Annotated in this window: 21 protein-coding genes; 11 read left to right on the top strand and 10 right to left on the bottom strand. The window is 64.5% G+C overall.

Going from position 1 to position 20,415, the window contains the following annotated elements; all coding sequences use genetic code 11:
- Positions 1–41: 41 nt before the first annotated feature.
- Positions 42–1,157 carry a 4-oxalomesaconate tautomerase gene (locus tag ACO2RV_RS14660; RefSeq protein WP_423294206.1) on the bottom strand — a complete coding sequence of 372 codons (1,116 nt, stop codon included), beginning with the start codon at positions 1,155–1,157 and terminating at the stop codon, positions 42–44.
- 93 nt (positions 1,158–1,250) lie between these two features.
- Here ACO2RV_RS14660 and ACO2RV_RS14655 point away from each other — a divergent pair, with 93 nt between their 5' ends.
- Positions 1,251–2,195 (top strand): LysR family transcriptional regulator, encoded by a 945-nt coding sequence (locus tag ACO2RV_RS14655; protein WP_423294204.1) that lies wholly within the window; start codon positions 1,251–1,253, stop codon positions 2,193–2,195.
- Here ACO2RV_RS14655 and ACO2RV_RS14650 read toward each other — a convergent pair.
- The 5 genes from ACO2RV_RS14650 to ACO2RV_RS14630 form a co-directional block, all read right to left on the bottom strand.
- A complete protein-coding gene (locus ACO2RV_RS14650) occupies positions 2,186–2,323 on the bottom strand; it encodes a hypothetical protein (RefSeq protein WP_423294202.1) in 138 nt (45 codons plus the stop codon). The two genes, ACO2RV_RS14655 and ACO2RV_RS14650, sit on opposite strands and share 10 nt — an antisense overlap.
- A gap of 321 nt (positions 2,324–2,644) precedes the next feature.
- Positions 2,645–2,872 (bottom strand): DUF1127 domain-containing protein, encoded by a 228-nt coding sequence (locus ACO2RV_RS14645; RefSeq protein WP_423294200.1) that lies wholly within the window; start codon positions 2,870–2,872, stop codon positions 2,645–2,647.
- Positions 2,873–3,145: 273 nt separating this feature from the next.
- On the bottom strand, positions 3,146–3,940 hold the full coding sequence (locus ACO2RV_RS14640; RefSeq protein ID WP_423294373.1) for an ATP-binding cassette domain-containing protein: 795 nt from the start codon (positions 3,938–3,940) through the stop codon (positions 3,146–3,148).
- 32 nt (positions 3,941–3,972) lie between these two features.
- A complete protein-coding gene (locus tag ACO2RV_RS14635; protein WP_423294198.1) occupies positions 3,973–5,073 on the bottom strand; it encodes an ABC transporter permease in 1,101 nt (366 codons plus the stop codon).
- A 160-nt stretch (positions 5,074–5,233) separates the two neighbouring features.
- The gene (locus ACO2RV_RS14630) at positions 5,234–6,283 is read right to left on the bottom strand and encodes a sugar ABC transporter substrate-binding protein (protein ID WP_423294196.1); all 1,050 of its coding nucleotides are present in this window, start codon (positions 6,281–6,283) and stop codon (positions 5,234–5,236) included.
- A 216-nt stretch (positions 6,284–6,499) separates the two neighbouring features.
- Between ACO2RV_RS14630 and ACO2RV_RS14625 the strand changes: the two genes are divergently transcribed.
- The 7 genes from ACO2RV_RS14625 to ACO2RV_RS14595 all read left to right on the top strand — a co-directional run bounded on the left by ACO2RV_RS14625 (position 6,500) and on the right by ACO2RV_RS14595 (position 15,732).
- Positions 6,500–7,741 (top strand): ROK family transcriptional regulator, encoded by a 1,242-nt coding sequence (locus tag ACO2RV_RS14625; protein WP_423294194.1) that lies wholly within the window; start codon positions 6,500–6,502, stop codon positions 7,739–7,741.
- A 3-nt stretch (positions 7,742–7,744) separates the two neighbouring features.
- On the top strand, positions 7,745–8,188 hold the full coding sequence (locus ACO2RV_RS14620) for an RbsD/FucU family protein (protein ID WP_423294192.1): 444 nt from the start codon (positions 7,745–7,747) through the stop codon (positions 8,186–8,188).
- Entirely contained in the window at positions 8,185–9,177 is a 993-nt protein-coding gene (locus ACO2RV_RS14615) for a carbohydrate kinase family protein (protein ID WP_423294190.1), read from the top strand. The genes ACO2RV_RS14620 and ACO2RV_RS14615 overlap by 4 nt, the downstream gene beginning before the upstream one ends.
- A gap of 1,041 nt (positions 9,178–10,218) precedes the next feature.
- On the top strand, positions 10,219–11,019 hold the full coding sequence (locus ACO2RV_RS14610) for a tyrosine-type recombinase/integrase (protein WP_423294188.1): 801 nt from the start codon (positions 10,219–10,221) through the stop codon (positions 11,017–11,019).
- 615 nt (positions 11,020–11,634) lie between these two features.
- Positions 11,635–14,442 (top strand): AAA family ATPase, encoded by a 2,808-nt coding sequence (locus ACO2RV_RS14605; protein ID WP_423294186.1) that lies wholly within the window; start codon positions 11,635–11,637, stop codon positions 14,440–14,442.
- Between the two features lie 691 nt (positions 14,443–15,133).
- Positions 15,134–15,382: a hypothetical protein gene (locus ACO2RV_RS14600; RefSeq protein ID WP_423294184.1), complete on the top strand. Its 249-nt coding sequence runs from the start codon at positions 15,134–15,136 to the stop codon at positions 15,380–15,382.
- Entirely contained in the window at positions 15,379–15,732 is a 354-nt protein-coding gene (locus ACO2RV_RS14595; protein WP_423294182.1) for a hypothetical protein, read from the top strand. The genes ACO2RV_RS14600 and ACO2RV_RS14595 overlap by 4 nt, the downstream gene beginning before the upstream one ends.
- Before the next feature lie 51 nt (positions 15,733–15,783).
- On the opposite strand, the gene ACO2RV_RS14590 is transcribed toward ACO2RV_RS14595, so the two are convergent.
- Positions 15,784–16,788, bottom strand: a complete 1,005-nt coding sequence (locus ACO2RV_RS14590) for a tyrosine-type recombinase/integrase (RefSeq protein ID WP_423294180.1) — start codon at positions 16,786–16,788, stop codon at positions 15,784–15,786.
- A gap of 338 nt (positions 16,789–17,126) precedes the next feature.
- On the opposite strand from ACO2RV_RS14590, the gene ACO2RV_RS14585 reads away from it, so the two are divergent.
- Positions 17,127–17,327 carry a hypothetical protein gene (locus tag ACO2RV_RS14585; RefSeq protein WP_423294394.1) on the top strand — a complete coding sequence of 67 codons (201 nt, stop codon included), beginning with the start codon at positions 17,127–17,129 and terminating at the stop codon, positions 17,325–17,327.
- On the opposite strand, the gene ACO2RV_RS14580 is transcribed toward ACO2RV_RS14585, so the two are convergent.
- The 3 genes from ACO2RV_RS14580 to ACO2RV_RS14570 all read right to left on the bottom strand — a co-directional run bounded on the left by ACO2RV_RS14580 (position 17,268) and on the right by ACO2RV_RS14570 (position 19,114).
- A complete protein-coding gene (locus ACO2RV_RS14580; RefSeq protein ID WP_423294178.1) occupies positions 17,268–18,032 on the bottom strand; it encodes a recombinase family protein in 765 nt (254 codons plus the stop codon). The genes ACO2RV_RS14585 and ACO2RV_RS14580 overlap by 60 nt on opposite strands.
- A gap of 128 nt (positions 18,033–18,160) precedes the next feature.
- Complete coding sequence (locus ACO2RV_RS14575) at positions 18,161–18,550, bottom strand: hypothetical protein (RefSeq protein WP_423294176.1); 390 nt, start codon at positions 18,548–18,550, stop codon at positions 18,161–18,163.
- A gap of 174 nt (positions 18,551–18,724) precedes the next feature.
- Positions 18,725–19,114, bottom strand: a complete 390-nt coding sequence (locus ACO2RV_RS14570; RefSeq protein WP_423294174.1) for a hypothetical protein — start codon at positions 19,112–19,114, stop codon at positions 18,725–18,727.
- A gap of 234 nt (positions 19,115–19,348) precedes the next feature.
- On the opposite strand from ACO2RV_RS14570, the gene ACO2RV_RS14565 reads away from it, so the two are divergent.
- Together ACO2RV_RS14565 and ACO2RV_RS14560 are read left to right on the top strand one after the other, a co-directional pair.
- Positions 19,349–19,888 carry a hypothetical protein gene (locus ACO2RV_RS14565; protein WP_423294172.1) on the top strand — a complete coding sequence of 180 codons (540 nt, stop codon included), beginning with the start codon at positions 19,349–19,351 and terminating at the stop codon, positions 19,886–19,888.
- 8 nt (positions 19,889–19,896) lie between these two features.
- Positions 19,897–20,409, top strand: a complete 513-nt coding sequence (locus ACO2RV_RS14560) for a hypothetical protein (protein WP_423294170.1) — start codon at positions 19,897–19,899, stop codon at positions 20,407–20,409.
- Positions 20,410–20,415: the final 6 nt, after the last annotated feature.

Here is a 20,415-nt window from a genome sequence, read left to right as displayed (position 1 = left end):
CCTCCGATTCTTGTGTCGTTGGTATTTTGATAACTAGGCGTTCAGGCGATGCGCGCCTGCGGGGCGGCGGCGTCCGCCGCCTCCTGCAGAGGCACGATCACCGTCCCCTCAAAGATGCGGCGGGCGGTGCGGATCAGGCTCGCGCGGCGAACCGCGCCGGCCGCGTCCAGATCGAGATCGACGTCGATCTTGCCGCTGGGATGCTCAACGATGAGCGGCGCTCCGACGGCCGGCAGGCGCGCCACCGCGTGGGCGACGGTGCCGGGGGTCGCGGCGGCGACGGCGACGCAGAGCGCTCCGGTGACCGCATGCGCCCGATGGGTGCGGTGGGGCACGAGGTAGCGCGAGGTGATGGTTCCCTCAGGGCGTGCCGGCGGCGCCATCAGCCCGATCTTTGGCACGACCGCATTGGAGACATCCCCCAGCCCCATGCGCCGGCCGGCCTCGCGCCGCATCCGCTCCAGCTGACGGAACAGCGGGCGATTGGCGTCGAGTTCCTCGGGCGTCTCGGTGCCGTTGAGACCGAGGGCCGCTGCCTGGATGAGCATCATCGGCATGGCATAGTCGATCAGCGTCACCGGCACATCTTCGATCGTTTCGGTGGCCTGACCGGTGGGGAAGAGGCTGCCGGTCTTCGATCCGTTGGCATCGAGGAAGGTGAGCTTGACCGGCGCCGCCCTGCCCGGAACGCCATCGATCTCGGTGTCGCCGCCATACGTCACGCTGCCATCCGGCGTCTGCACGACGGCTTCGATGGTCTTGCTGGTGTTGCGATTGAATATCCGCACCGTGGTCTGGCCCGCGCCGGCGGCAAGCAGCCCACTCTCGATGGCGAAGGGGCCAACGGCGGAGAGCATGTTGCCGCAGTTCGGCGCCATGTCGACGATGGGCCGATCCACCGCGACCTGTGCGAAGAGATATTCCACATCCACGCCCGGCCGCTGCGAGGGGGAAATGATCGCCACCTTGCTGGTCAGCGGGTTGCCCCCGCCGATGCCGTTGACCTGCAGCGCGTCGGGCGACCCCATGATGGCGAGCAGCACGGACTCGCGCAATTTGGGGTCGGCGGGCAGATCGCTTTCCAGAATGAACGGGCCGCGGGAGGTGCCGCCGCGCATCATGACCGCAGGGATGCGCATGTCCGAACCCTTGTGCATCTGATACGATCCTCGCATGAATACTCGCCATTCATGCTTGTACCGGCAGGCTTGGCGCGCATTAAATGCAAAGATCGTCAGGATTGATGTGATTTGAATATCAATTGCGACATACTCGATCTGCGCGCCTTCCTCGCGGTGGTAGAGCTTGAGGGCTTCCACAAGGCAGCGGAGGCACTGAATCTCTCGCAGCCGGCCCTGACCCGGCGCATCCAGAAACTGGAGCAGGCAGTGGGTGCCGCGCTTCTGGAGCGCACGACGCGGCGCGTCGCGCCCACCGCGCTGGGGCGCGAACTGATTCCGCTGGTGAAGCGGATGCTCGAGGAATTCGAGAGTTCCCTCTTCTCGGTGCGCGAGCTTGGCCAGCGGCAGAATGCGGTCGTCACCATCGCCTGCCTGCCGACGGCGGCGTTCTATTTCCTGCCAGGCGTCATCAAGCGCTTCAACGAGATCTACCCGCAGATCCGCTTCCGCATCCTCGACCTCAGCGCCAATGACGGCCTGCAGAGCGTGGCGCGCGGCGAGGTCGAGTTCGGCATCAGCCTCATGGCGTCCTCCGATCCGCAGCTCCAGTTCACGCCACTTATGGACGACCCCTTCGTGCTCGCCTGCCGGCGCGACCATCCGCTGGCGGTGGAGGGACCGCTGCGCTGGTCGGAACTGGAGCCGCACCGGCTGATCACGGTGGGGCGCACCAGCGGCAACCGGACATTGCTCGACGCCGCCCTCGCCCGTTCAAATCTTCGGCTGCAATGGTTCTACGAGGTCACCCATCTCTCGACCTCGCTCGGCCTCGTCGAGGCCGGCCTTGGTGTTTCCGTGCTGCCGCGCCTCGCCACACCACAGTCCAACCACCCGTTCATCATGACCCGCCCCTTGATCGAGCCCGAGGTTTCCCGCCCGATCGGCGTGGTTCAGCGCCGAAGCGGCCGTCTCTCCCCTGCGGCTCAGCGCTTTCTGGACATGCTGCTGCGCGAATGGCGCGACGAGGATCAGGGCACGCCGGTCGCCGAGCCGGCGACGTCGTCTCAGCTGTGATCCAGCACGAGCACGGAATCCATCGGCAGCGTGGCCTGAAACACGAGCGGCATGAGACCCGACACAGCCTTCAACCGCAGCATCAGGATGAAGGCCACATCCGTGCCCCTGAGGAAGCGGAGAGCCACGAGGCAGACGGGCGCCAGAGGGCCGACAGTGTCATCGCTCGGCAGGCACCCGATCAGGAAGCTCGCGGCCCCGTGCTGTCGGGGGCCGTCATGCGCCAGGTCCTGCTCGACCTCAAGCTGTGACGGGTTGGAATGGGCGGGTGGCGACGCTCCCGACCCAACGGCCGACGCGCCCAAGGACGGGATCGCGGGCCAGAGGATGGTGTCTCGTCCAGCCGGCCCGCGACCAATCACAGCCGGTGCCAGCGGAAAGCCAGCTGTCTCCCGCGCCACTTCAATATTGCTGCGCGGCGGCAGCGCCTCTACACGCGCAGAACAGTGTCAGCCGGCGTGGACGAAGTGCAAATGCGGCTGCCGCGCCAGCGCGGGAGCGGCTTCGACCGCTTCGGCGGCCGCCTGCCGGGCGAAGGCCGGGATGTCGCACCGGCTGAGATTGAAATCGGCCAGCTGACGGTCGGTATAAGCCGCGAGCTCGGCCACGATCCGCTTGTAGACGCGGTACCGAGCGAAGGCTGTCCGCAGGACAATGCCGATCTGAGCGATCTGCACGATAGGTTCTCCCGATGGCTCATGCTGCATAGCAGCAAACATGGAGAAACATACTGTGCGATGCAGCATGGCAGAAGCGCGAAATCCGCGCCGGAGCCATGCGTTCTGATCGGACGCGGAAAGCCGAAAAACCGCCGGCCCGCTTCGGCACAAGCGGGTCGGCGGCACCATGCGGGTCTGGCGGGAGACGAGCCACGGTCCCGGGGGACGAGGAGGTTCCCTGCCCGGGAGCTGTTTCCGATCGGCGGGAAAGCGCGCCGTGTTCGTCCTCCCCTAAGCTGCCAATTCCTCCGCCGGGGCCTTGGCGCCGGTCATGAAGGCCACCGCGTCGGACATAGTGTAGTCCTTCGGGTTGATGACGCAGAGCCGGCGGCCGAGACGGTGAATGTGGATGCGATCGGCGATCTCGAACACATGCGGCATGTTGTGGCTGATCAGCACGATCGGCAGGCCGCGCGAGCGCACCTCGAGGATCAGCTCCAGCACCCGGCGCGATTCCTTCACGCCGAGCGCGGCCGTCGGCTCGTCCATGATGACGACGCGTGAGCCGAAGGCGGCGGCGCGCGCCACCGCCACGCCCTGCCGCTGGCCACCCGAAAGCGTCTCCACCGGCTGGTTGATGCTCTGCACCGTCATAAGGCCGAGCTCGCTGAGCTTGTCGCGGGCGATCTTCTGCATGGCCGGCCGGTCGAGCATGCGGAACACCGAGCCAAGGATGCCGGGCCGGCGGATCTCGCGGCCGAGGAACATGTTGTCGGCGATGGACAGGCTGGGCGAAAGCGCGAGCGACTGATGCACCGTCTCGATGCCAGCCCGCTGGGCGTCCATCGGCGAGGCGAACTTCGCCACCTCGCCGTCGAGCCGGATCTCGCCGTCATCTGGCATCAGGGCGCCGGAGAGCGCCTTGATGAGCGAGGACTTGCCGGCGCCGTTGTCGCCGATCACCGCCAGGATCTCGCCGGGATAGAGGTCGAAATCGGCGCGGTCCATGGCAGTGACCCGGCCGTAACGCTTCACCAGACCACGGGCGGAGAGGACGGGGGTGTTGGGGGCAGCGGGCTTGGACATGGCTTTCAGCTCTGCGAGAACCGTGTTCGTGATCATGCTGACACCCTGCGGATCCACTGGTCGAGGGCGACCGCGACGATGATGAGGATGCCGACGGTGAATTCCTGCCACAGCACGTCGACGCCAGCGAGCGCGAGGCCGTTGCGGAACACACCGACGATGAGCGCGCCGATCAGCGTACCGATGATCGAGCCGCGTCCGCCGAACAGGCTGGCGCCGCCGATCACCACCGCAGTGATGCTGTCGAGATTGGCGGTCTGACCGGCCTGCGGGCTGATGGAGCCGATGCGGCCGATCAGCGCCCAGGCGCCGAGCGCGCAGATGACGCCCGCGGCGACATAGACGGTGAACAGCACCTTGCGGGTACGGATGCCGGAGAGCTCGGCTGCCGCCGGATCGTCGCCCACCGCATAGAGATGCCGGCCGAAGGCGGTGCGGTTCAGCACGTACCAAACCAGCGCAATCAGCCCCAGCAGGAAGAAGGAGCCGTAGGTAAAGCGCGCGCCCAGCACGTCGACCGGCGTGCCGAGCAACTGGAGGAACGGCGCCGCCTTGGCAACGTCCTGCGAGCGGATGGTCTCGGAGCCCGAGTACCAGAGGTTCAGCGCGAAGAAGATCGACCAGGTGCCGAGCGTGACGATGAAGGGTGGCAGCCTCAGCCGCGTCACCAGCACGCCGTTGATCGCGCCGCAGCCGCCGCCGACCATGATGCCCGCCATGAAGGCCAGCGGCGCCGGCAATCCGAGCGTCACCGCCAGCTTGCCCATCACCACCGAGCACAGGACCATGATGGCGCCGACCGACAGATCGATGCCGGCGGTGATGACGATCAGCGTCTGGGCGATGCCGATGATGCCGATGATCGTCACCTGCTGGATGATCAGCGACAGGTTGAAGGACGACAGGAAGCGGGCGCCCACGATCAGGCTGAAGCCGATGATGCCGAGCGCCAGCACGATGGCCGGCACCGCGGTCGGGTTGGCGTGCAGGAAATGCTGCACGCGCTGAATCGGCGATTTGGGCGCAAAGTCGAACTCGGCAACACGGCTGTCGCGCTTTTCGAGCACCTGCTCGAAAGCCTGCATCGCCGGGTGACCCGAAGGGTTCGCTCCGGGGCTGCTCAGATCGGTCATCGCCATACCCTCCCGCAGACCGGCTTCGCGCTGGCGACGCACAGGGCCGGGAGAGGCACCCAGCGGGAGCCTCTCGGTTGATTCAATTGGACGATCCGTGCCGCTGGGGTGGCACAATGTCAGACCATCCGCGCCGCCCGGGGGATGGCGCGGAGTGCGATCAGCCCCAGCACTTCTTCAGCGCTTCCGAGGACGGGATCGACTTGATGCCGGTCACCGGCTTGTCGGTGACGAGCTCGACGCCGGTGTTCAGGAAGTCGAGGCCAGGGGTGGCCTGCGGCTTGGCGCCGGTGTCGGCATAGGCCTTCACCGCCTCGATGCCCTTGGATGCCATCAGCAGCGGGAACTGCATGGAGGTGGCGCCGATGACGCCGTCGGCGACGTTGCGCACGCCCGGGCAGCCGCCATCGACCGAGACGATCAGCACGTCCTTGTCGCGGCCGACCGACTTCAGCGCCTCGTAGGCGCCGGCCGCCGCCGGTTCGTTGATCGTGTAGACCACCGAAACGTCGGGATCCTTCTGGAGCAGGTTCTCCATCGCCTTGCGGCCGCCCTCCTCGTTGCCAAGGGTGGTGTCGTGGCCGACGATGCGTGGGTCCTTCTCGTCGCCAATGTCGGCGGGGTTGCCAAGGTCGACCCCGAAGCCCTTGAGGAAGCCCTGGTCGCGGGCGACGTCGACGGAGATCTCGTTCACGTTGAGGTCGAGCAGCGCGATCTTCGCCGTGCCGGCCTTCTCGCCCAGCGTCTTGGCGGCCCACTGCCCGATCATCTGGCCAGCGAGGAAATTGTCGGTGGCGAAGGTGGCGTCTGCCGCGCTGGCGGGATCGAGCGGCGTGTCGAGCGCGATCACCAGAATGCCGGCCGCGCGGGCCTTGTCGATAGCCGGGACGATGGCCCGCGAGTCGCTCGGGGTGATGAGAATGCCCTTGGCGCCGGCGGCGATGAGGTTCTCCACCGCCGCGACCTGCGAATCGTTGTCGCCATCGACCTTGCCGGCGAAGGAGCGCAGTTCCATGCCGAGTTCGTCGGCCTTGGCCTGTGCGCCCTCCTTCATCTTCACGAAGAAGGGGTTGGTGTTGGTCTTGGTGATGATGCCGACGATCGGCTTGTCGGCAGCAGCGGCGAGCCCGACGCCCGCAAGCGAGACACTGGCGAGCGCGACGGCGGAAACCGCCGAGAAAACGAGGTGATGCCGGAACGAGCGGCGCATTCTTCCCTCCCTTGGGACGATGTGAAATCGCGCAGGTTTGCCCCGCGACGTGCTCTTTGACGCTTTCATGAAGCCGCAGGGTCGAACTCCTGTCAATAAATAAATCACGAAGATTTAATAATTGACAGGGCCAACTTGCCTGCCTCATCCTTTCGACGATAGAGCTGCCCGATGAAGCGGTGGCGCGAGAACAAGACGACGAGGAGCACAGGGAGCATGGACGAGACGGCGTCCTTTCCGATCCCGGACGAGTCCGTGCCGCTTTCCCCTGCCGGCCGCGGCACCAACCCGACCGGCGTGCGGCTCTACAATGAGCGTGTCATCCTCTCGTTGATCCGCCGGCACCGGGCACTCGGCAAGGTCGATATCGCCCGCCTGACCGGCCTCTCCACCCAGACCACCACCGTGATCATGAACCGGCTGCATGCGGATGGCCTGCTGACGGCCGGCGAACGCCAGCGCGGTCGTATCGGCCAGCCCTCGGTGCCGTTCTCGCTGAACCCGGACGGCGCCTTCGGTGTCGGGCTGATGATCGGCCGGCGCTCCTCCGATCTCGTGCTGATGGACTTCACCGCCGGCATCCGCGCCCGCGCCCGCCTCACCTATGCCTATCCGCTGCCGCAGGCGCTGATGGATTTCGCGGAACGGGAGATCCCCCGCCTGACCGCTGTGCTCACCGAGGAGCAGCGCGCCCGCGTCACCGGCATCGGCGTCGCCATGCCCTTCGAGCTGTGGAACTGGGAAGCCGACCTCGAAACGCCGCCCGGCGCGCTTGCCGGCTGGCGGACCTTCGACGTCACACGGGAACTGGGGCAGCTGTTTCCGGACTGGCCGGTGCGCATGTGCAACGACGCCACTTCCGCCTGCGCCGCCGAGCTGACCTTCGGCCGCGGGGCAGCGTTCCACGATTTTGCCTATCTCTATATCGGCACCTTCATCGGCGGCGGCATCGTGCTGAATGGCAGCCTGTTCCCTGGCCGCTCGGGCAATGCCGGCGCGCTGGGCTCGATGCCGATCCTGCGGCGCGAGGCGGACGGCACGGCCAGCCTGCAACAGCTCATCCGCACCGCATCCATTTACCGGCTGGAGCGACGGCTGATCGCCCGCGGCCTTCCCGGCACCGACATCTGGCTGTCCCCGGACGACTGGTCGAAATTCGCCGAACCGCTGGAAGACTGGATCGACGAGGCGGCCGATGGCTTGGCACAGGCCATTGCCGCCATGCTCTCGGTGATCGATTTCGAGGCGATCGTCATCGACGGCGCCTTTCCCACCGCTATGCGGACCCGCCTGGTCGAGCGGACACGCCAGCGGCTCGCCACCATAGACCGGCAGGGCCTTACCGACGCCGTGGTGGTGGAGGGCTCGGTCGGGCGCGACGCCCGCGCCATCGGCGGCGCCGCGCTGCCGCTGCTGGCCACCTTCGCGCGCGATTTCGACGTCCTTTTCAAGGAATAAGCCATGCTCAAGGGCATCGATCCGCTTGTCGGTCCCGACCTGCTCAGGGCACTGCGGGCCATGGGGCATGGCGATGAAATCGCGATCGTCGACGCCAACTACCCGGCCGACGCGCATGCCCGGCGCCTTGTCCGCATGGACGGGCATTCCGCCCCGGCGATCCTGGACGCGGTGCTTTCGCTGATGCCGCTCGACGCGGCGGTCGAGCACGCCGCCTTTCGCCCGTGCGCCCATGGCGACTGTGGGCGGCTGGAGGAGGTATTCGTCGAATTCACGCGGATCATTGATCGTCGCGAGCCCGGATTCCGGCTCGTGCCGATCTCCGGCGAGCCGTTCTACGAGCGCATCCGCGCCGCTTACGCCATCGTCGCCTCGGGCGAGCGACGGCTCTACGGCAACATCATCCTGCGCAAGGGCGTGATCCGACCGGAGGGAGCCGCGGCATGATACTGGTCTGCGGAGAGGCGCTCATCGACCTGTTCGCCGGCCCGCCGGAGGGCACCGAGATGCCGGCCCGCGCGGTTGCCGGCGGCTCGCCCTTCAACGTCGCCATCGGCCTTGCGCGGCAGGGCGCGCGCGCCGCCTTTCTCGGCGGCATCTCGCGCGACCGCTTCGGCATGCTGCTCGCCGACATTCTCGACCGCGAAGGGGTCGATACGCGTTTCATCGTGCGTACCGACCGGCTGTCCACCCTCTCGGCCATCGCCACCGCTCCGGACGGGCAGCCGAGCTATTCCTTTCACGGCGAGGCGGCGGCCGACCGCTCACTGGCGCCGGAGCATCTGCCGCCGCGGCTGCCGGACGAGGTGCGCGCGCTCGCCTTCGGCTCCTACACCATGGTGGTGGAGCCGGTGGGCTCGGCCTATGCACTGCTGGCGGCGCGCGAGAAGGGTCGCCGGGTGATCAGCGTCGACCCCAATGTGCGCCCGACCGTGGTGCGCGACATGAAGCGCTGGGGTGCCGCCGCCGAGCGCTTCTACCGCTGCGCCACCATCGTTAAGGCGAGCGACGAGGATGTGCGCATCGCCCTGGGCGAAGACACCTCGCTTGCCGATGCCGCCACCTATTGGCTGGGTCTCGGCGCCCGGCTGGTGGTGATCACCCGCGGTGCCGCCGGGGCGGTTGCCTTCAGCACCGCCGGCACCGTGAACGTGCCCGGCCGCGAGGTGAGCGTGCGCGACACGGTGGGGGCCGGCGACACGTTCCATGCCGCATTGCTTGCCCGCCTTGCAGCCACCGACCGGCTCGACGAGGCCGTCATCGCCGCGCTGGATGCCGAGGCGATCGGCGACCTCCTTGCCTATGCGACAGCAGCGGCAGCGGTGACCATTACCCGCCGTGGCGCCGACCTGCCGCGCCGCGCGGATATCGAGGCGGTGCTGAGCACGCAGACCGCCTTGCCTGGCACGGCCGCCGCGGTCTTGTGCAATATCTGACACGGAGCTCATGATGATGTCCGCGACTGCGGATGTTGTCTCGCGTCTGGTGTCCGAAGCGGTCTGGAGCTTCCAGGTTTCCGGCGGCGTCCCAGGTACAAATGCCTGCAATTTCGGGCCTGATCCGAAGCCGGTGGAGCCAGTCTCCTTCGTGGCCGGCGCGCCGCGCGCGCACCCCGCAATTATCTCAGATCTTGCCGTTCGCCTCAGCGATCCCCTTCGTCAAGCTCCCGCTTGCCGGGAAGAGAGGGATGAGGCAGGTCGGAGATTCGGCTGATGGGAAACAAAGCGAACCTTCTGCGCACGCTTGCTGCCGCATCAAGCGTAGGAGCGGCGGCGAACGGCGTTCGCAGTTTTGTACCGAAGTGGCGCACCCGGCACGATTCGAACGTGCGACCTTTGCCTTCGGAGGGCAATTCATTCTTCACCTCATGACGTCCATGACGACCACAACGAATTGATTTTACACACTTCTCCCTTATAGTCATCGTGCTTGGCACGAACATCTATGTGGGACAATTTGTGGGACGCGCACCGCAGAGCGAAATTGATACCGCCCCGAAGAGAGCCCGGCTGGCTACACGGAAGAACCCATACTGGCAGGGTGTGAGCGGCGGCCGCGGTGGGGTCAGTCTTGGATACCGCAAAGCCACAACGGGACCAGGGAGTTGGATCGCCAAGATTGCCGTGTCAGGCAAGCGATACGAGCAACGCATCGGCATTGCCGATGACGACGGGGCACCATCCAACTGCGTTACGTATCGCGTTGCCGTGGCGGCTGCGCTTGAATGGGCTAGCCGGCAGCACGCCGCGATACAGGCGCGGGCGGAGTCGCCAGCATCGGCGACGGGGCCGACCGTTCGTTCTGCCGTCGAGGCTTATTCGCAGGCTCGGAAGCGCAAGTCAGAAACGACAGGGAAAAACGCGGAGGGCCGCCTAGCGCTTCACGTTCTCAGCGACCGGGAGTTTGCCGGTACATCGCTCGCCAAGCTTCGAGCTTCAACGATAGAGGCATGGCGAGACCGATTGCCGATGAGAGGTATGGAGAAGGAGACCAAAGGCGACCGGAGCACTCTCGCGCCTTCGACGGTGAACCGCCTGATGAGTGATCTCCGTGCAGCGCTGAACGCCGCCGCAGAGCGCCATCGCCGTGAGCTTCCGGCGCATATCCTGGCCGAAGTGAAAATCGGAACCCGCGCATTGCCGCTGGCCGCCGCTACGGCCCGCAAGCAGATCCTAGCCCCCGCCCAGATACAGAACATCATCGGCGCGGCCTTCAGCGTGGACGACAGCGGCGATTTCGGGCGCTTGGTTCTGGTCGCGGCCGCCACCGGCGCACGGTACTCTCAGATCACCGCAATCCGCGTGGGCGATGTTCAGGCGGCCCAAGGTCGAATTCTCGTGCCGGGTTCGCGTAAGGGTCGGTCGCCGCGCGCCAAACCGCCGGCCGCGGTACCGGTGTCGCAGGACGTCATCGAGAAGCTGAAGCCAGCCCTCGATGGCAGACCGGCCGATGCCCCTCTCCTCTCCCGCTGGGCATATCGGAACATTGGCCCTTTCAAATGGGAGCGTGATCACCGGCGGCCGTGGGGGCCGGCGTACGAGATCGAGAAGCACTGGGCTGCGTGTGTTGCAGCCGCCGAGGTGCCGCCGGAAACGGTGATGTACGCTTTGCGGCACAGCTCGATAGTTCGAGGCCTGACGGTCGGCATTCCCGTCCGACTTGTTGCGGCACTCCACGACACTTCGATCGAAATGATCGAGGCGCACTACTCAGCGCATATCACCGAAGCGACCGATGAGATCGCCCGGCGCGCAGTGCTTTCGTGGCCCGCAGCCTGATCGAAGCGCACCGCGCCAAATATTGTTGTATGTCGTTTTCTGTATGTCGCGGATGTATGACACATTTGTATGTCGTATTTGCTGTTGTTGCAATCGTCACAGTCGTATTGATCATCGCATTACTTTGATATATCCTTCCACTTGTCGCCGCAGAAGAACATGCCGAACCGGAAAAATGGAGACAGGCGACACTTTTTCGTGCACCTGATGACCATGAGGTTCGGTTATGCCTGCGACGCCCTCGCAAAAATCTAAGCCGTCCACGCTGATGGTGCCCCCCGACTGGCGCCAGCTTCCTCTCTTGCCGATGAAAGTCGCGAGCAAGATCGCGGGTGTATCCCCCGCTTCGCTGTACGCCTGCGCGAGCGATGGACGCCTAACGCTGAAGCGGCTGGCCGGACGTACGCTTGTGGCAACGGACAGCCTTATTGCGCTTGTCGATAGTGCCGAAGCCTGGACGCCGTCCCGTAAGACCGCCGTCGCGGTCGCCCGGCGCGCCGAACGGGCTCGCGCCAGTTGGGCCGCCTAGCTCCAAGCCCGCGTAGAATACTGGCGTATCCAAATAAAAGGCCGGCCGCTCCCGCGAAGAGCGCACCGGCCATAGAAAGTCTGCATATGAATATTAAGCAGAATTTCCCGGTGTCGCAAGACAAAGACACCGGAACGTTTGGCGATGTGTTGGGCCAAATGATGCGCGCTGCTCCGAGCGGGCAGTCGGAGACTACTGGCTTCGCGTCGAGGGCGGGAGACAACATCGTCGGGTTTCCGTCCGGCCAGGATGCCCGCAGATCTTCGGTGGTATCAACCAATGCCATGCTTTCGTTAGAAGCGGCGGGATTTGGGCCTTACATACGCCCCTGTGCGCCTCCGGGAGTGAACGTCGAATTCAAATCGGGCATCCGCCTGAGCGACGGAAAGGTGCCCTCGCGTTTTGAGAACCGGAGGTGGTTCGGCTTCCGCGGATGGCAGGCGTTCGCGCCATCTGGCGGAGACATCGCAGTTTGGGCTGAGTATCCCGACGTAAACTGTTGCCTAGCGACGGGTGACATCCTCGTGTTGGACGTCGACATCAAGATCGCCGCCAATGAACAGTCGGCTGAGGCCCAACGCGCGCGTGCCCTGGTCGGCGCAATTCGAGGGGAAATTGCTCGTAGCCTCGCGACAGAGCCTGACAAGCTGCCGATCCGTGAACGAGATGGCTCCACCAGCTGCGCCGTCTTCTTGCGCTGGACCGGAGCCCCGGCCTCGAAGCGGAAGTGGTCCCTAACCGATAAAGCAACCGGCCGCACCTTCTACGTCGAGGTGCTAGCCACGGGGCAACAGATACTCGTGGCTGGTCGCCATCCGTCGGGCGGCGCCGTTCGCTCGAACCTCGCCGAAATTGGATACCCGGACCTGCCACGGATCGGGTTTCAGCAGCTTGATGCGCTGGCCAAGTCGCTTTCTGAGGTCGGGGAACGGCATGGCTACGACTGGCAAGAAGGCAGCAAGCCGAGCGAAACGCACCAACGGGGCGAGACAGGGCCGTTCACGGCGGATCAGGCTGTTGAGCGAGCCGTGTGGCTTCGGCGGTCTGAGTGGGCGCGCGACATTCTACCCTACGACGCCACAGTGCCGAGCGTGGGAGAGTGGTCGGTTTCGTCGGAGCAGCTCGATCGCGACTTGGATGAGCGCCTTGCGATTTTCGACAACGGTCGTGGGGCCTTCGACTTCGGCACGGAACGACCTCACACGCCGATCTCTCTGATCTGCGAGTTTGGCGGCATCGATGCCCAAGGGGAAATAGTATTCGGCGGCTGCCCTGAATACGGACCTGCTGGCCCCCTGCCCTTCGCTGTGGTTGGTGAAGGCGACCCATCTGTAAGTCGGCCCACCAGCAGCCAAGCGCTAACATGGCTCTGCCGCCGCCTTGGTCGATCGGACTTCCCTGTCTTCGCGCCGGCGGCCGACTGGAAGTCGTCGTTGCCGTCCGTCGCGCAAGCTGTAGGCCTCGCATGGTCCGCCTTGCAGAAGGCGGAAGAAGCGTTCTGGTTCGAAGCTTCCGATAGCCAGGATGCCGCGCCATTCGCCTCGCTGCGCGGCTGGTCTGCAGATGATATCCGGCAGAATGTTGCCATGCTGCCCGCAGTGCAGGCGCGGTATCCGCGTCACTACGCGGAGTTGGTATCGCGATGGGGTCTTGCCGGCGCACTGCCAGAAAAGTTCGATCAGTTGGTCGAGATGGAGGCAGAGCGCGTCGCCAGGGAGATGCCGACCGTAGGTCTAAGCCCGGCGCAGCCGCCACTCGCCGGGGCGGCACCCGACACAATCAAATGGATCAACCCCGAAGACTGGCGCGACCGACCTGTCCCGGCGCGTGAGTGGGAAGTCGCGGGCCTAATCCCTCGAGGTGAAGTAACCTCGCTTTACGGTGACGGTGGCATCGGCAAGACGTTGCTTATGCACCAGTATGCGACTTGTGCGGCCGCGGGAGTGCCGTGGCTCGGGCAAGAGACCCGCCCCGCGCGCGTACTTTGCTTCTTTTGCGAGGATGGGGAAGACGAGCTCCAGCGCCGCCATAGCAATATCCTGTCGGCGCTCAGGCTCGATTACGGATCAACCGGCGGCCGTCTCCGGCTGACAAGCCGGCGCTTCATGGACAATCTGCTAGCCGTTTGGGACCGCTCTACCGGGCAGATGCGCCGTCAGGCAATTTGGGACCAGCTGCGTGCCGCCGCCATCGACTTCGCTGCGGACGTCGTTGTTATCGATACGCTTGCCGATGTGTTCGCCGGTGAAGAGCAGAACCGCGTTCAGGTCACCGCGTTCGTCAAAGGATGCCTCGGCCGTCTGGCGCAGGACATCGGCGGTTCTGTAATCGTGTTGGCTCACCCGTCACTTAGCGGACAGTCGTCGGGCCAGGGCACCTCCGGTTCGACCGCGTGGAGCAACGCGGTTCGGTCCAGGCTGTATCTGCGGCACCAGAAGGGCTCCGCGAAGGGAGACCTTCGAGAGTTAGAGGGCATGAAATCGAATTACGGCCCGAAGGGCGGACTTCTCAAGCTCCGCTGGCATCGGGGCGCATTCGAAGTGCTCGCCGGCTCTATGCCGGCAACGGCTGCTGGCGCATCTGTGCCGTTGTTGGACGACGCGGCAGAGCGAGCCGTGATCTCGGCTTTGCTCGACTGCCAGGGGGTTCAGCTCGGCGTCGCAAAGAATAGTCCGTACTTCGCGCCACGCGTTCTGAAAAGCCGGGCTGGGGAAGCCCTCCAAACATTGACGGAAACCGAGGTCTCGGATGCGATCGCTCGCCTCGAAGGTCGAAAGATCATTCGGCACGACACCGTCGGCCGCGACGCCAGCCGCCGCCCGATCAAAGGTTACGTCGTTCTGACGGACAATTTGTCCACCAGCAGCGCCGAGGAGGCCTCGGTATTCGAATGACAGGACGCCGAGCAATGTGCAGCAAAGTGATCGGCAGTTGCTGCAAAGTGCCTGCTAAGTCATTGATATTGCTGCTGCAAAGTACTTTGCGCAAAATGGCCGTGCAGAGTGCCGCAAAGTGCTGCAAAGCCCAGCATTCCCAAGGGTTTAAGGTGCAGCAAAGTGAAGTGCTGCAAAGTGCACCCCTACGGGGAAGGCCTGGCTTCGCCGCCGGGGGGCTCGGCCTTCTCCCCGAGTGGGTACGGGGTCAAATTCGGATGGCTTCGTCCGATAACTCCGCGACGCGGACAGAATGTCCCGACTGGTCGGGCGGACGGATACCTCTTGGTCCCGCTTTTCCGATGCTGCGCCTGGAGACTTCCCCATGAAGACACGTTCACCCCGTCAACAGGCATGGGCTGCCTCCGCACGCTTTCGCGAAATTGGCCGCGCGCTATTCCGAAAGATCAATCGGGAGCGGGCGGAGCTTCCCCGCTGCGGAGCGCACGCGCGATCGACGGGCGAGCCTTGCCGGCAGCCGGCGATGGCGAACGGGCGATGCTGGGTTCACGGCGGCCGAACGCCCTCGGGCGACGGTTGGCACCGGACGCGTTGGCCGAACGCTGACGCGCCCGATGCGATGCCGAAGCTTCACCGGAAGCTTGCGCGTCAAGAGCGGGCCGCAAAGGCCCGTGCTCGGCGCATCGCAGCAATGTCGCCCGAGGAACGAGCCGAGTACGACCGTTGGCAGCGCAGCCACAAGCCCGGCGCGCCGGCAAAGCGTGCTGCGGCACGCGCGGAGCGGGAGGCGAACGCCCGATTCCGCGAAAGCGCGCAGCGTTCGGACGCGCGCCCGCCGACCGCTGAGGGGCAGGCGATTGCGGCGCGCATCGCGGAGCTCGAAGACGAGCGCACTCGCCTGGTGCGCACCACGCCGGACGACGAAGGAGTATTTGGATGACCGACGGCACCTTGAGCTTTGGCAACGCCGAAGAGTTCGACGGCGACGAAGAGGCGGCACGCGCACGCGTTCTGCATCTTGCTCGAACCGAGGGGCTGGAGCATGCCTATAAGGCCCTGGTCGCTATCGCGGGCGACGGCACGTCCCCTGCTGCGGCGCGCGGAGCAGCTGCGCGCACAATATTGGAGATGGCCGGCGCCCTGAATTGGCGCGATCGGGCGGCCGTCGAAACGTCGAAGTCGCCAGCCGAAATGGACGGGATGGAGCTCGAAGCCGCTATCCAGCGGGCCCGGCGCCGCGCCCGAGGGCGGAAGGACACTTCAAGTTCGGGCGAAGGAGTCTTCGAGTAGTGGTCGCTGCTTCACGGTGGCTTCCGCATAGCAAACATGGGCCTAGCCGGTCTATGAGCTCCCATGCGCCCGTCGATCGCCGGGGCGCTCACCTAGCATCGCGATCTTCGCTGCGCCATTAGTGCGCTGCGATATCACTTCAGCGGCGCCGCGAAGATCATCCAGCATGAATTTCGCGTAGACCTTATCGACCATCTCGACAGAATTACCGAGGAACTTTGCGATCTTCCAGAGCGGCACACCGCTTCGCGCCATATGCGTCGCCGCTGTGTGCCGCAGAACGTGCGGCGAAATGCCGGTGGCCTTCGGCTTCGCCCCGGTGGAAATGCGCTGCCTCGGCGCAAGACCGGCTTTCATCGCAATGCTCTGCACAGTCGCCCACACAGCGCCCTTGTTGTCCAAGACCAGATCGCCTTGTCGCTCGCGATAGGCCCGTTCGAGGATTGGCAGAAGCGCCGAAGCGATAGGCACCACGACGCGCCGCTTCTTTGTGACGCGTCGTCCAGGCACATTAAAGTCGATCGTGCCCGTCTCGAAGTCGACCCTGTCCCAAGAAAGATCGAGAATTGCTTCCTTACGGGCGGCCGTATGCAGAGCGATCCATAGAAAACGCTCGGCTCGGCTCAATCGCCGCCTTCCACCATCGCGCGACGGGCGCCTCGTACCGACTGCGGCCGCTAGCAGCGCCTCGATTTCGTCATTGCGCAACCAACGCTGTCGGGGCGCACCGTCTGGCGGTAGGTCGAACGCCGGCACGTCGTCTGGGCGCAAAAATCTACGCTCTGGGCTCGCGCACCACCTAAGTGCCGCGAGCAGTGCCACCAATTCCCGCCGGATTGTTGCGCTCGTGCTGGGCCTCCCGATGGAACCGGCAGCTCTCATCTGCCGGTACTGGCGGACGCAAAAATAGTCGATTTCCGCGGGCTTTAGCTGTCCAAAGTGAGGAGAGAGGTTGCGCCAGGCGAACCCGGCTGAGCTCCCCGTGCCGTCCGTTCGATCCAGATAATCGACCCAGTAAATTGCCCATAGATCGGCACATGTGGCAGCTGGGGTCATTCGCAACCTCCTTGGGGCGAGCCATAACCGTATTGCAAGCAATGTATCTTAAATAATCTCAAATGAGTCAAACTGACAATATTGTAAGTTTTGTCGATATGCGTAGATATACAAAACATACATAAATTATATTGAAGTATATTTTCCTTGAGCTATGCTCGTTAACGGTTCGAAAAGCCACGCAGTGCAAAATACATCTACTAGCAACAGGCTAGCTTCTGGTGTGTCCGGGGTCCGCACGCGCATGTCCAAGGCGCGAGCCCAAAGGCGTGCGGAGCCCACTGTGCGGCTTTTCGGCCCCGGATAACCGCCGTCGAAAACGGCATTGGAGCACAGCCATGTCCAACGTTATTGATTTTTCCACCCGCCAAACCTCCCGCACGAACGTTCGCCGCGAGCCGATCGCTAAAAGCGGCCTGCGCCCATCGGTCGAAGTCATCCACGATGACGAAGGGGCCGAATGGGTGATCGTGGAGGCGTTAGTCCCGCGGCGGCGTATCGGCGACGTGGTGCCCGCGATATGGGCGGCTGTCCGCTGACAGCAGGCTAGCCGCGGCGCTTCCGGCGCCCCTAAACCGTGCCTTGACCCGAGACACGGCCGCGGCGGTCCATTGTCCGCGACCGGTCGCGGTTGGGATGCCTTCCGCGTTTAGCAGCGCTGCAAGTTCACGCAGAGACAAGCTGCGGTCGGGATCCAAACGGCTCAAAACCGGTTCGATGTCGCGCGCTCTGCCGAGAGCCTTAGCCGTTCGAGCGCTACGGGCGCGCCGGGCATCCTCGTCCGTTGCCGCGCGCCCGCGGAAGCCCCCGAGTACCGTTCCCCGCTCCTTCGCCGCTTTGAGCGCTGCCTTTGTCCGCCCGCTGATCATTTCGGCTTCAGCTTCGGCAACAACTGCGAGAATTCCCACCGTCACGCGGTTTGCGTCGGGCATGTCACAGGCCACGAATTCTATTCCGGCGTCACGGAGGCTGAGCAGAAACGCGGCGTTTCGCGCCAGACGATCCAATTTGGCGACAAGCAAGACGGCTCTGTGAGCGCGGCATAGCGCAATTGCTTCGGTGAGCTTGGGCCGATCCTTGCGTTTGCCGCTCTCGACTTCGACGATCTCGCCTACCAGGCCCGCGTGACCGCCCGCGAGATAGGCAGCGACCGCCGCCCGCTGAGCCTCAAGGCCCAAGCCTGATCGGCCTTGGCGATCAGTCGAAACTCTCAAATACGCAACGTATCGTTTTGCTGTCGACATGACCGTATCCTTCTATGCAACGACCGTTGCACAGAATGATACAGAAATTGATCAGGACGACCAGTGCCTGTTTTCGCTCTTTGAAGCCCTCAAAGAAGCCCCGCAGGCCCCGCAGGCCCCGCGCGGAGCTACCACGCCAACGGGACATCGCGGAGCGCGTCGCGACACATGTGCCGAACACGCTCGCTCCACGTCGTGGTTGCGATGGTCTGCAAACGGTCACGGTGGAAGCTGTGTGCGCTGTCCGAGAACGATCGGCGAAGCGCGGCAGCGCTTCCCCATGCGGCCGCCGCGTCGTCGTCGTCAAGGCCATCACTCGCGTGGTCTGCGGACGGCGACGCGGGCTTGCTGCCCGGCGTCTCGTCGAGCAATCCCGCAACGTGACCACGCGCCATGTGGACCAGGCGCCGCAGCCGTTCCGCATGCGCCGGCGCGCATGCAACGCGGTCCACTTCTCGCGCCAGAACGCTGAGCGCCGCAATGGCGCACCGGCCGCTGATTTCCGCATTGACGTGCACCGCCTTCTCCCTGTCGGTAAGCGACGGGTGCCAGCCCCTGGCCCACCCCCCGGGATCAGTCCAAGCGCATTCCTTTGGCGGCGCGTGGAGGCGCTACAAAATTGCGCCGCGTCTGAACTTTACGGAAACGCGCCAGCCACCTTAGTCATGAGGGTTCTTCCGCCCGGCGCGTTCTTAGATCGAGAGCGCGTCGGCGCATAGACGCCGGACACGAGCGTTGCCTGCGCTATTCATGATCCGGCGCAGATCGGAGCGGTGCATCTCAGCATCTTCCGGCGAATTGGCTGCGCGCAACGCCGCGGCGGCTCGCCAAGCTGCCGTAACATCAAAATGCAGTCGGTCATCAGTCTTGGAGAAAGGCGCCTTGGCGGGCGCATCGCTCAAGCTTACGGGTACGACGTCGTCTTCCCCAAGCAATTCGACAACATGGTCCCGAGCGGTCTCGACCAGACGCCGAAGCCGATGCGCCTGGGCCGGCGGGCATGGCGTATCGCCCAGTTCCCGCGTGAGGACTGCGAGCGCGGCGAGCCCGCATCGAACATTGGTTTCTCGATCGGCGATCATGGGTTCTCTCCGGGGTGTGTAGGCTTAGCGAGGGCGCTGGAATATCCGACCCGCAGGGCGCTGCGGATGGACAATTTGTCTTTGCGTGTACTGCTGTACGCAACGCTTTGACAAATTGTCATAAGCATACATTTTCGTATGCTCGCAAAAATAACCGATAATGGCGATTACGAAAAGTAAAAGATTCCACTTGTTGCCATTTTATGCTAAACACGGCGAGAAAGGTTTTGCGCCATGACTTTGCCCGCACGCACCTCGCCGCCGGATGCCGAACACGACGACGACGAGCTCCAACCGGATCCTCCGACCCAGGAGGATGAGGGGTTCGAGCTGAACGTCGATATGGTCTGGGGTTCGCTTTCAAGCATCCCCGGTCGGCACGATCGAGAGGACATCGCGTGGGCGCTAAACGTAGCGTTTGATTGTTGGGAGTCCGCTCGCCGCCTGAATAGCGCGGGAGTGGAGCTTGGGCCCAGTCAACGAGATGAGCTTCTCGTGGCGCTGTTGGCTGCGCGCCTGAATGTTGAGATTTACCTGGTCGGAGAAGAACGCGACGACGTCGTGAACGCGCTCATGGCGCTTCAAGCCACCGTCGTTCATCTCGCAAAGCCGCATAAGCACCGGACGCTGCCGCCTGATAGGGTCGCCGATCTTCGAGATCTCATTCGGCTGGGCCACAACGCGGCTCGCAATATCGGTCTTCGGGCTTCGCTCCTGGAGCGGGCGCGAAAGCGAGCGCTTCCCACCCTTAATTTCGCGGCCCGCCGAGCATGAGCGGTAGCTTGCTCCAGATTGACGCGATGTCCGAGCAGTCGCCCGTCTCGGATGCTTGTCGGGGCGCACATGCACGCGCAGTCGCCTTCTTCGATGCGGTCTCCGGAGACGAAACGCCGCTGCTTCACGCCATCAATGCGCTGATGGCGCTTCTCGACCTGCTTCAACTGCGAGGCGGCGCCCTGACATCGTCGGAGCTGGATCGGCTCGCGAGTGCTAGCCACTCCGCGTTGCCGCATCTCATCGCTTCCATCGACGGCCAACTGCCAGTGGATCGCGTGGCTGTAGCCATGGGGCAGACGATATTGGCGGTGAGGGCCTGCTGCGGTGGGCCTGAGGAACGTCACTGGATATCTGCCGAGCACGCGGAAGAGATGGGCCACCACATGCATTGGCTGCGGGCTGCGCTCGAAGAATTGCATCAGCGCCGTCAGATCGCGGAACGGGGAGACACGATCTTCCGCCACGTCCTGGCCCGCCGCGCCTTTGATCAGGCAGTCCCGGACGGACTGACGCACTGAGGACCG

Origin of the sequence: Ancylobacter sp. VNQ12 (assembly GCF_049445835.1) — a bacterium.
In the GTDB taxonomy this organism is placed as follows: Bacteria; Pseudomonadota; Alphaproteobacteria; order Rhizobiales; family Xanthobacteraceae; genus Ancylobacter.
Note: the sequence above shows the minus strand (reverse complement) of the source record. Positions and strands in the feature narration are given on the sequence as shown.

What these genes read in the sequence shown, in the direction of transcription:
- ACO2RV_RS14565 (WP_423294172.1), top strand. Translation starts at nt 19,349, where the DNA reads ATGACTTTGCCCGCACGCACCTCGCCGCCGGATGCCGAACACGACGAC.
- ACO2RV_RS14660 (WP_423294206.1), bottom strand. Translation starts at nt 1,157, where the DNA reads ATGCACAAGGGTTCGGACATGCGCATCCCTGCGGTCATGATGCGCGGC.
- ACO2RV_RS14640 (WP_423294373.1), bottom strand. Translation starts at nt 3,940, where the DNA reads ATGTCCAAGCCCGCTGCCCCCAACACCCCCGTCCTCTCCGCCCGTGGT.
- ACO2RV_RS14600 (WP_423294184.1), top strand. Translation starts at nt 15,134, where the DNA reads ATGTCGCCCGAGGAACGAGCCGAGTACGACCGTTGGCAGCGCAGCCAC.
- ACO2RV_RS14570 (WP_423294174.1), bottom strand. Translation starts at nt 19,114, where the DNA reads ATGATCGCCGATCGAGAAACCAATGTTCGATGCGGGCTCGCCGCGCTC.
- ACO2RV_RS14615 (WP_423294190.1), top strand. Translation starts at nt 8,185, where the DNA reads ATGATACTGGTCTGCGGAGAGGCGCTCATCGACCTGTTCGCCGGCCCG.
- ACO2RV_RS14625 (WP_423294194.1), top strand. Translation starts at nt 6,500, where the DNA reads ATGGACGAGACGGCGTCCTTTCCGATCCCGGACGAGTCCGTGCCGCTT.
- ACO2RV_RS14580 (WP_423294178.1), bottom strand. Translation starts at nt 18,032, where the DNA reads ATGTCGACAGCAAAACGATACGTTGCGTATTTGAGAGTTTCGACTGAT.
- ACO2RV_RS14590 (WP_423294180.1), bottom strand. Translation starts at nt 16,788, where the DNA reads ATGACCCCAGCTGCCACATGTGCCGATCTATGGGCAATTTACTGGGTC.
- ACO2RV_RS14605 (WP_423294186.1), top strand. Translation starts at nt 11,635, where the DNA reads ATGAATATTAAGCAGAATTTCCCGGTGTCGCAAGACAAAGACACCGGA.
- ACO2RV_RS14635 (WP_423294198.1), bottom strand. Translation starts at nt 5,073, where the DNA reads ATGACCGATCTGAGCAGCCCCGGAGCGAACCCTTCGGGTCACCCGGCG.
- ACO2RV_RS14595 (WP_423294182.1), top strand. Translation starts at nt 15,379, where the DNA reads ATGACCGACGGCACCTTGAGCTTTGGCAACGCCGAAGAGTTCGACGGC.
- ACO2RV_RS14630 (WP_423294196.1), bottom strand. Translation starts at nt 6,283, where the DNA reads ATGCGCCGCTCGTTCCGGCATCACCTCGTTTTCTCGGCGGTTTCCGCC.
- ACO2RV_RS14585 (WP_423294394.1), top strand. Translation starts at nt 17,127, where the DNA reads ATGTCCAACGTTATTGATTTTTCCACCCGCCAAACCTCCCGCACGAAC.
- ACO2RV_RS14610 (WP_423294188.1), top strand. Translation starts at nt 10,219, where the DNA reads ATGGAGAAGGAGACCAAAGGCGACCGGAGCACTCTCGCGCCTTCGACG.
- ACO2RV_RS14620 (WP_423294192.1), top strand. Translation starts at nt 7,745, where the DNA reads ATGCTCAAGGGCATCGATCCGCTTGTCGGTCCCGACCTGCTCAGGGCA.